Origin of the sequence: Nonomuraea sp. NPDC003804, assembly GCF_040610675.1 — a bacterium.
Classification (GTDB): domain Bacteria; phylum Actinomycetota; class Actinomycetes; order Streptosporangiales; family Streptosporangiaceae; genus Nonomuraea.
Genome location: NZ_JBEXMT010000024.1, coordinates 152883 through 161894, shown reverse-complemented (window position 1 = coordinate 161894; position 9012 = coordinate 152883). Strand labels below are relative to the sequence as shown.

9 protein-coding genes and 1 tRNA gene are annotated in these 9012 nt (G+C 70.9%); 5 read left to right on the top strand and 5 right to left on the bottom strand.

The window, feature by feature from the left end; genetic code table 11:
- Together ABZX22_RS30265 and ABZX22_RS30260 are read right to left on the bottom strand one after the other, a co-directional pair.
- Positions 1-208 (bottom strand): hypothetical protein (locus ABZX22_RS30265; RefSeq protein ID WP_354915192.1); only part of this gene is annotated, 208 nt, incomplete at its 3' end.
- A 15-nt stretch (positions 209-223) separates the two neighbouring features.
- Entirely contained in the window at positions 224-1522 is a 1299-nt protein-coding gene (locus ABZX22_RS30260) for a hypothetical protein (protein ID WP_354915189.1), read from the bottom strand.
- A gap of 73 nt (positions 1523-1595) precedes the next feature.
- On the opposite strand from ABZX22_RS30260, the gene ABZX22_RS30255 reads away from it, so the two are divergent.
- Complete coding sequence (locus ABZX22_RS30255; RefSeq protein ID WP_354915186.1) at positions 1596-2804, top strand: plasmid pRiA4b ORF-3 family protein; 1209 nt, start codon at positions 1596-1598, stop codon at positions 2802-2804.
- Positions 2805-3071: 267 nt separating this feature from the next.
- Positions 3072-4124 (top strand): site-specific integrase, encoded by a 1053-nt coding sequence (locus ABZX22_RS30250; protein WP_354915183.1) that lies wholly within the window; start codon positions 3072-3074, stop codon positions 4122-4124.
- Positions 4125-4197: 73 nt separating this feature from the next.
- Here ABZX22_RS30250 and ABZX22_RS30245 read toward each other — a convergent pair.
- Positions 4198-4271: transfer RNA gene (locus ABZX22_RS30245), tRNA-Arg, on the bottom strand.
- 71 nt (positions 4272-4342) lie between these two features.
- Positions 4343-4792, bottom strand: a complete 450-nt coding sequence (locus ABZX22_RS30240; protein ID WP_354915181.1) for a lamin tail domain-containing protein — start codon at positions 4790-4792, stop codon at positions 4343-4345.
- A gap of 164 nt (positions 4793-4956) precedes the next feature.
- Here ABZX22_RS30240 and ABZX22_RS30235 point away from each other — a divergent pair, with 164 nt between their 5' ends.
- The 3 genes from ABZX22_RS30235 to ABZX22_RS30225 all read left to right on the top strand — a co-directional run bounded on the left by ABZX22_RS30235 (position 4957) and on the right by ABZX22_RS30225 (position 8402).
- Complete coding sequence (locus ABZX22_RS30235; RefSeq protein WP_354915178.1) at positions 4957-5739, top strand: phosphotransferase; 783 nt, start codon at positions 4957-4959, stop codon at positions 5737-5739.
- Positions 5723-6790 carry a cobalamin biosynthesis protein gene (locus ABZX22_RS30230; protein ID WP_354915175.1) on the top strand — a complete coding sequence of 356 codons (1068 nt, stop codon included), beginning with the start codon at positions 5723-5725 and terminating at the stop codon, positions 6788-6790. Before ABZX22_RS30235 ends, ABZX22_RS30230 begins: the two co-directional genes overlap by 17 nt.
- A 136-nt stretch (positions 6791-6926) precedes the next feature.
- On the top strand, positions 6927-8402 hold the full coding sequence (locus ABZX22_RS30225) for a cobyric acid synthase (protein WP_354915172.1): 1476 nt from the start codon (positions 6927-6929) through the stop codon (positions 8400-8402).
- Between the two features lie 9 nt (positions 8403-8411).
- On the opposite strand, the gene ABZX22_RS30220 is transcribed toward ABZX22_RS30225, so the two are convergent.
- Positions 8412-8906: a hypothetical protein gene (locus tag ABZX22_RS30220; protein WP_354915169.1), complete on the bottom strand. Its 495-nt coding sequence runs from the start codon at positions 8904-8906 to the stop codon at positions 8412-8414.
- Between the last annotated feature and the right edge of the window lie 106 nt (positions 8907-9012).

Here is a 9012-nt window from a genome sequence, read left to right as displayed (position 1 = left end):
ACTGTTCTAAACTATAACCCAACCCCACCCAATCCCTATTTTTCAACAAAAATTGTTTGCTCGGCGGCCGCTCTGGATCGCGTGCACGCGATCCAGAGCGGCGTTTCTGCATAAGGTGGAATCGGTCGGCGACTTGGATGGCCTGGGGCACGCCGGTCCTGCCGCCGACACGGGCCAGCGCTTCCAGCGTGGCGCGCAGCCCGGACATCTGGGAGCGGTTCAACTATTCGGTGCGGCGCAAGTCCATGTTGTCGGATCCGTCCCACCGGTTGTTCGCGGCTGCTTGGCGGGCTCGCTCTGCCAATTCGCCGGTCAGGCCGGTGCGTTCGATGCACCATTCGACCCACTGGGGTAGCAGATCGAGTACGGCCTCGGCGTACTTCTTGATGTATCCGTCTGCGACGAGGATCACGGTGTGCTCGATGCGATGCGGGGAGCAGGCATAGTAGCCGGGTCCGGAGAGGCGGGACCAGGTGTCGGCGAGTGTGGCGATGTCTTCTCGTTCGGGTCTGTGGTCGTCTCGATCGCGTAGCCAGGCGGCGAAGTCGTCGATGATCGGGTTGAGGTCCTGCTGGGGCTTGGGCTCAGGAGCGACGGTGAACGACTCGCAGAGGGCGCGGGCGCGCTGGCACAGGCGGAAATGCTCGGCGATGAGCTGTTGCGACTCGTTGCCGAGCAGCAGCGCGCCCAGGAGGTCAGTTCGGCATAGCGGATCCAACAGGTCGCGGGCGGTGGCTTGGTCGCACGGGGTCGGCTGGGTGGAGGCGGGTGTCGCGTGCGTCCCGACGGCGGCTCGCCACTCGGCGAGCGCTTCCTCCGGTGAGGCGAAGACGGCAGCGTGCACGACCCGGTCTCCGGTGCAGCGGTCGATGTCCCAGCAGTACCAGTGCGAGTCCTCCTCGCCCCAGGCGAAGGGGGCGAGGAGCGCGTACCGCGAGCCGTACTCGTCGGCCAGCAGCAGCGGCTCTCCGGCCGGAGCGGCCCGGCGAATCTCACTCGGCCACCCGGGTGCGATGCCGGCCTTGGCCAAGGCCGCTGTGGTGTCCTTGATGGCCTCGCGGACGGCGAGGCCGGGGTCACGGCGCAGTGTCTTCCCGCTGGACGGCGCAGTCATCGCGGCGAGCCCGTGCAGCATCCGCCACAGGTCATCTATCGGCCCGCCGGTGCGCGCGGCGATCTGGATCTCATCGCGGACGAGGTCAGCCAGAGATGCCAGGTACTGGTCCCAGTGGAAACCCATGCTCTCGGTCTGGGTGCGCGCCCACAGCTCCTCGCCGACCAGATCGACGACGGCGTTCTCCAGCCGCAGAGGTGAGTGGGCGGGCAGGTCGGCGAGGCGCTCGATGATCGCATTCTGGGAATCCGGCCACCATTGATCCCCAGCGGTCCCCAGCAGCGACTCGAACAGCACAGAACGAGGGTCGGGTGAGGGCTGACGGGTGGCGAGCTGTTGCGCGCGCCGGGCAGGATTGCCGCTGACTCCCCGCGTGGGGTTCGCCTTCGCTCTACGCTTCTTCGCCACGGCATCCCACCCTACGGTGTCGCATGGGCCAGGAAGACTCATTCACGCGAAGCGGGGCCATACTCTGAACGCCATGCAGGAGGAGTTGCGGGCGTTCACCGAGTGGGTGGGCACAGGCCGGAAGCTGACCCAGACGGGGAAACTGACGCTGTCGGACGCGCGGGCGCTGGTGGCACTGCTGGAAACCGGCGACGAGATTGACCCGAAGATCGGCGACCGGGTGTTCCGGACGAAGAGCAGCACCGAACTGCCCCGATTGAACCTGATCGTGGAATGGGCCAAGGCTGCCGGGCTGGTCCGGGTGGTCAAGGGGCGGCTGCTGCCGGTGAAGAAGGCGGCGCCACTGCTGAAGGACCCGGAGCGGTTGTGGGAAACGGCGTTCTCGGCACTGGGGAAGATGAGCGAGGCGCTCTTCCCCAAGAACTACTGGTACACCTCGCTCATCGGCGAGGAGTTCACGCTCATCTGGCCCGCGCTGCTGCGCAGGATGTACGGCGGGCCGGTGCCCGCTGCGGATCTCCGGGAACTGGCCTGGGAGATCGCATCACCGTACTACGAGATGCGCGACCCGCAGGCGCAGCGGCGCATGGCCGACCAGGACCTCGATCGGCTACTGGCCGTCCTGGTCAGGGTGGGCGCGGTGGAGCTCACGGAGGAGACGGCGGCTCTGACTCCGGCGGCGGTGAACACCGTACGGCGCAGCCTGGGTGAGGCCGCACCGGGAGAGCCGATCTACCAGATCCGGGTGACGCTCCAGGACAGTGCGGATCCGGTGATCTGTCGGCGCCTGCTCGTCTCCCCCGGGATCACGCTCGACAGGCTGCACCGCATCCTGGTCGCGGCGATGGGCTGGGAGAACCGCCATCTCCACCTGTTCACGGCGGGCGGTGCCCTGTACGGCCAAGCCTCACCCGAGTGGGATCTGGACGTCCTGGACGAGAAGAAGGCCCTGCTGCGGGAGGTCCTCGCAGAGGTCGGGGCAACCATCGAGTACGAGTACGACCTGGGTGACAGCTGGCGGCATGACCTCGTGCTGGAGGAGATCCTCACCGCGGAGGAGGGGGTCCGTTACCCGGTGCTGGTGGACGGGGCGGGCGCTTGCCCGCCAGAGGACGTAGGCGGCATCGGAGGCTACACATACTTCCGTCTGGCCCTGGCCGATCCCGAACACGACGAGCACGACGAATATGTCCGCTGGGCCGGTCTGGAGAGCGCGCAGGAGTTCGACCCGGCCCGGTTCGCCGTTGAAGCCGCTCGCCGAACGCTGGCCTCGGCTGGGTGATCAGCTGCACATCGCCGACGTGCAGCCCGCGCTTCCCCGCCGTAGCACTCGCCCCGCACATCAACCGCCCCTGGTGTGCCCGGTCGGGACTCATCGCGGCAGCGCCGACCGCCGCACCCTGCAGCGTCCCCGTACTCCGGACACCAGACCTGAGGTCATCCCGCCGAACGAGTGCGAGCCCTAGTCTAGCTGGCGCCGCTGTCGTCGCACACCGTGAAGGGTGGAGGTGGGATCGATGACAAAGACTCGTGTGCAGGTCAGCAGGCGATGCGGTTGCGTGGATGCACCGTCGGTGAGTGGCTGGCACGCTGGCTGGCCACCAAGGCTGCCCTGCGTCCGTCGACCCGGCAAGGCTACGCCACACACATCCGCCTCCATCTCATCCCGCAGCTGGGACGGATCCTGCTCCACCAACTCACCCCTCGCGACGTCAACGGGCTGCTCGCGACGCTCGCGTCCCGTCCCTCGCCGACCGGCCGCCGACTGTCGCCGGCCACCGTGGTGCGGATCCACGCCACCTTGCGGACCGCGCTAAACGCGGCGGTGCGTGCCCGGCTGATCCCCCTCAACCCGGCCAACGGCGCCGAACTGCCCCATCCGCGGCGACCGCACCCGGTCGTCTGGACCGCCGGGCGGACCGCCCGCTGGCAGGAAACGGGAGAGCGTCCGGCGGTGGCGATCTGGACCGAGCAACAACTCGCGGCCTTCCTGGCCGGCGTCGCGCAGGACGACCTGTACGCCGCGTGGTGGCTGGCCTCGCTACGCGGCCTGCGCCGCGGCGAGCTGGCCGGGCTGCGCTGGACGGACGTCGACCTGCAGGCCGCGGAGCTGACGGTGGCGCAGCAGCGGGTGCACGCCGACGGCCAGGTCGTGGCTGGACCACCGAAGAGCGCCGCCAGTTGCCGGGTGGTGGCCCTGGACGTTCAGACCGTACGGGTGCTGACCTGGCACCGCGAGCGGCAAGAGAAGCTGAGCGCGGCAGCGGGCAGCCGCTGGCAGGACTCGGGGTACGTGTTCACCACCGCGGATGGGGCGCCGTTGCGGCCGGACTACCTCACCGGCCGGTTCCGCCGGTTGGTGGCCGCCTCCGGACAGCCTCCGATCCGGCTGCACGACCTGCGGCATGGCGCCGCGACGCTGGCGCTGGCCGCGCGCACCGACCTGAAGGTGGTGCAGGCAATGCTGGGGCATGCCAGCATCGTGCTGACCGCCGACACCTACGTCTCGGTGCTGCCGGAGGTGGCCCACCAGGCGGCCCGGGAAACGGCCCGGCTGGTGCTGAAAGCCGCGTCCGCGCTGGGGCGGCCGCTCGGCGGCTGACTCAGGTTTGCCTCACATTTGCCCCATGCCGCGCCGACGCGCGGGCGCGGCTGCGGTTTCCGCTGGTGAAAAGCGCGCCCTGCAGGATTCGAACCTGCGACCGTCGGATTAGAAGTCCGGTGCTCTATCCAGCTGAGCTAAGGGCGCTCCCGCCTAATTGTGCATGATCCTGGGAGTGTGCACGTACTCGATTCTCCACGCCGTGCGCATCCCGCCTCCTACCTGCAGTCTCGGTAGTCGCTCCGTGCGCTGTTGTACGAGCACGAGTCGATCAGCCTGCCGGACGGGTCGCGCAGGTAGGCGATGTCCTTGTCGTTGTTCCAGACGTAGGCGTGCCGCCCCCAGTGCGTCGTGGACGCGGTGTCGCGGCCCTGTCCGGTGCGGAGGGTGAGTTGCTGGCCCGGGTTCAGGGCGGCGTCGGGTGCGAACGTGTACCTGTAGCCGGTCTTGTCGTGGATGGTCCAGTCTGCCAGTTCGATGGGCTTGCGGGTGGTGTTGCGGATCGTGACGTACTCGCCGTTGATCGAGGCGTTGCTGCGTCGGTCGACGCCGGGGGAGTCGTAGTAGACCTTGGTGATCTGCACCGTGGGGGCCGCCGATGCGGCCCTGGCTGTTGCGGGGCTGAGGGTGGTGGCCGCGGCGAGGAGGACGGTCAGGGGGAGTGACATGCGGGCTCCTTCCCGAGTTGCTGAGGGGACGGCTGAGCCCTGGGGGAGGTTCACGGCGTGCGGTCGTTGACTCATGTGGTGAAGGGCGAGTCGAGGGTCACGACACGGTTAATCTCCGAAAACCCCAGGCGGGGGGCGTACATAAAGGGCTAAGGTGTCGTGGCATGGTCGCGACGGTCCTGCACGAGATTCCGCTGCAGGGCGGGGACGTGACGGACGGAGTGGTGCGAATCGGCGACACGGTCCGCAGGCCCACCTGCCGGTCCAGCCCCGCCGTGCACGCTCTGCTGCGCCACCTGGAGGCGGTCGGGTTCGCGGGCGCGCCCCGGTTGAAGGGCGTCGACGCCGCCGGCCGCGAGATCATCACCTTCGTTCCCGGTACGGCGGGCCTGACCGCCGAGAGCGCCGGCGACCGGGCGCTGGAGCGGCTGGCGCGGCTGCTGCGCGACTTCCATGACGCGACGGCGGGCTTCCCGCTGGCCGGGCACCGCTGGGAGGGCGGGTCGAACGACGACGCCGCTCCCGAGGTGATCGGGCACTGTGACCTGACCCCCGCCAACGTGATCTTCAGGGGTGACCGGCCCGTCGCGCTCATCGACTTCGATCTCGCGCGGCCGACGACGAGGCTGTTCGACGTGGTCACGACGATGCGCCACTGGGCGCCGATCGCCGACCCGGTCGACCGGCATCCGTTGCTGCGCCAGGCCGACGTGGGGGCACGGCTGCGGCGCTTCTGCGACGCGTACGGCCTGCCGCCCCGCGAGCGCCGGCGCCTGATCCCGCTGGCGCGGCTGCGGTTCGGACGCTCGTACGAGGTGATGCGGACACGTGCGGCTGAGGGCGGCGGCTGGGCGCGGATGTGGGCGGACGGCGCCGGCGAGCGCATCCGGCGGGCGGCGGCATGGCTCGACACCCACGAAGATGAGGTGCATGCACATCTCGTCTAGGTCCGCGGGGATCGCGCTCGGGGTTCTCGTGGACGCCGCCGTGGGTGACCCGCGGCGTGGTCATCCTGTCGCCCTGTTCGGCCGGGCCGCCGCGGCGCTGGAGAAGCGGCTGTACGGCGACGCCAGACCCAACGGGGTGGCGCATGTCGCGATCTGTGTGGGGAGCACGGCGGGGCTGGGCCTGCTGGCCCGACGGGCGGGCGCCGCGCTCAGCCGGTCGCGATCGTCCGGACGCCGGGGGACGGACGTGGGCGGGAGGCGCCCGTCCGCGCGGTGGGCCGCGGTGGACGGTCCGGGGGGCCCGGGGGGCCCGGGGGGCGCGGGCCGGTGGCTGGTGGAGACGGGGCTGACGGCGGCCGCCACCTGGGCGGTTCTCGGCGGCACCACGCTCGCCCGCGAGGGTGTCCACATGGCCGAAGCGCTCGAAGCCGACGACCTCGCCGCCGCCAGGGCCCGCCTGCCGCACCTGTGCGGCAGGGACCCGCGCGGCCTGGAGGCCCCGGAACTGGCCAGGGCCACCGTCGAGTCGCTGGCCGAGAACACCTCCGACGCCGTCGTCGCGCCGCTGTTCTGGGGCGCAGTCGCGGGTTTGCCGGGCCTGCTCGCCTACCGCGCCGTCAACACGCTCGACGCCATGATCGGCCACCGCTCGCCGCGGTACGAGCGGTTCGGCTGGGCCGCCGCCAGGCTCGACGACGTGGCCAACTACGTCCCGGCCAGGATCACCGGGCTGCTGGCCGTACTCGCCGCTCCTGACCGGCGGCGGGCCCTGCGGGTGCTGCTGAGGGACGGCCACCGGCACCCCAGCCCGAACGCGGGCAGGTGCGAGGCCGCGTTCGCCGGAGCGCTGGAGGTGACGCTGGGCGGCACCAACGTGTACGGCTCCCGCGTCGAGCACCGCCCGGAGATGGGCGACGGACCGAAGCCGGAGGTGCGGGACATCCGCAGGGCGGTGCGGCTGACCAGGACCGTGAGCCTCACTTCGGCCGCTGTCGCCGTGCTTGTTCCAGCGCTCTGGCCGCGTCGCGCTCGGAGAACCCCCGCGCCATGAGCGTGATCGCGCCCGGTCACCCTGGGCGGGATGGGCGCGTACACGCCGGTGACCAGGGAGCCCGCAGTGGCGGATGTCACATCATGTGCCAAGTGGGGCGGCACGGGCGTTCGCGCGGGGCCGCTACGGTGGCCTGGTGAAGGGTGCGCTGCTGGTCGCGGGGACCACGTCGGATGCGGGCAAGAGCGTGGTGACGGCGGGCATCTGCCGCTGGCTGGCCAGGCAGGGCGTGCGGGTCGCGCCGTTCAAGGCGCAGAACATGTCGCTGAACTCCTTCGTCGCCGCCGACGGCGCGGAGATCGGCCGGGCGCAGGCCATGCAGGCCCAGGCGGCCGGCCTGGAGCCCGTCGCGGACATGAACCCGATCCTGCTGAAGCCCGGCAGCGACCGCCGCAGCCAGGTCGTGCTCATGGGCAGGCCGCTGACCGACGTCGACGCGATGGAGTACGGCGCGCTCAAGGACTTCCTCCGGCAGCGGGCGCTGGAGTCCTTCGAGCGGCTGCGCGCGGCCTACGACGTGGTGGTCTGCGAGGGCGCAGGCAGCCCCGCCGAGATCAACCTCAGGCGCGGCGACATCGCCAACATGGGCCTGGCCAGGGCCGCGAACCTGCCCGTCGTCGTGGTGGGCGACATCGACAGGGGCGGGGTGTTCGCCGCCTTCTACGGCACCGTGGCGCTGCTGTCGCCCGAGGACCAGGCGCTCGTGTCCGGCTTCGTGGTCAACAAGTTCAGGGGCGCGGTCGAGCTGCTCCAGCCGGGGCTCGACACGTTGCGCGCGCTGACCGGCCGCCAGGTCTACGGCGTGCTGCCCTGGCTCGACGGGTTGTGGCTGGACGTCGAGGACTCCCTCGCGCTCGACAGCCGTCCGGCGGCGAGCGGGCGGCCCCACGGCAGGCAGACGCTGCGCGTGGCCGTGGTGAGGCTGCCGCGCATCTCCAACTTCACCGACCTCGACGCGCTGGCGAGCGAGCCCGGCGTGCTGGTGAGGTTCGTCACCACGCCCGCCGAGCTCGACGACGCCGACCTGGTCGTCCTGCCCGGATCGAAGGCGACGGTCTCCGACCTGGCGTGGCTGCGTTCGACGGGGCTGGCCGACGCGCTGGCGGCCAGGAGCCTGCCGATCCTGGGCATCTGCGGCGGTTACCAGATGCTCGCGCGGGAGATCGTGGACGAGGTGGAGTCGAGGGCGGGGCGGGTACGAGGGCTCGGGTTGCTGCCTGTCCGGGTGACGTTCGGCGAGGACAAGCGCCTGGCCAGGCCCACGGGACAGGCGTACGGCCATGCGGTGTCGGCCTACGAGATCCACCACGGCGTCGCCACGGTGGAGGGCGGCGAGCCGTTCCTCGACGGGTGCACGGTGGGGGCGGTGTGGGGGACGACCTGGCACGGCGCGCTGGAGAACGACGGCTTCAGACGGGCGTTCCTGGCGGAGGTGGCGGAGCGGGCGGGCCGTGACTTCGTCCCGGCGCCGGACGTTTCGTTCGCGCGGCTGCGGGAGGAGCGGCTCGACGCGCTGGGCGACCTGGTCGAGCGACACCTCGACACGGACGCCTTGGTCCGGCTGATCGACAAGGGGGCGCCGGAGGCCCCGTTCCTACCCCCTGGCGCCTGACCGGCCGGGTCAGTGGCCGGCGATGAGCGTCTTGAGCAGGACGAGGATCAGTCCGAGCAGGAGGTTGGCCACTCCCGACCAGAGGATCACCGCCTTGCTGGAGTGGATGGTGACCGCCGCCGCGACGGCCCAGATGACCTGGCTCGCCACCGCCACTCCCAGCGCCATCCACGCCGCGACCGTGTCGGACATGCCGAACGTGGAGGCGAAGGCGGCGGCCGTGGCCGGCGGGAAGGAGGCCTGCGCGAGCGGCCATTCCTCCCTGGCGACCCTGCGCAGGTTGGCCCAGGTGAGGGTCTTGACGTGGGCCACGACCTCGGCGTAGACGTGCGCGAGCCAGAACACGATGCCCGTGCAGATCAGCAGGACGATCAGGTCCTCCGCCGGGGCCGGCTGGTGGTCGGTGGCGGAGCCGACGACCACGGAGGCCGCCAGGAGCGAGCCGTACACGGCGCCGGCGAGCTCCGCCCGCCCCGGCGCCGCAGCCATCTCGTGCGCGTTCATGACAGCAGTCTCCTTCACGCCCGCCCGGTCGCCCCCGCCAGGCGCGCCGTCGCGGCGCACGTCACGGGCAGGCCCGCCGGGCGCGCGGCGCGGGTCACGCGGGCAG

What these genes read in the sequence shown, in the direction of transcription:
- ABZX22_RS30255 (WP_354915186.1), top strand. Translation starts at nt 1,596, where the DNA reads ATGCAGGAGGAGTTGCGGGCGTTCACCGAGTGGGTGGGCACAGGCCGG.
- ABZX22_RS30250 (WP_354915183.1), top strand. Translation starts at nt 3,072, where the DNA reads ATGCGGTTGCGTGGATGCACCGTCGGTGAGTGGCTGGCACGCTGGCTG.
- ABZX22_RS30240 (WP_354915181.1), bottom strand. Translation starts at nt 4,792, where the DNA reads ATGTCACTCCCCCTGACCGTCCTCCTCGCCGCGGCCACCACCCTCAGC.
- ABZX22_RS30235 (WP_354915178.1), top strand. Translation starts at nt 4,957, where the DNA reads ATGGTCGCGACGGTCCTGCACGAGATTCCGCTGCAGGGCGGGGACGTG.
- ABZX22_RS30230 (WP_354915175.1), top strand. Translation starts at nt 5,723, where the DNA reads ATGCACATCTCGTCTAGGTCCGCGGGGATCGCGCTCGGGGTTCTCGTG.
- ABZX22_RS30220 (WP_354915169.1), bottom strand. Translation starts at nt 8,906, where the DNA reads ATGAACGCGCACGAGATGGCTGCGGCGCCGGGGCGGGCGGAGCTCGCC.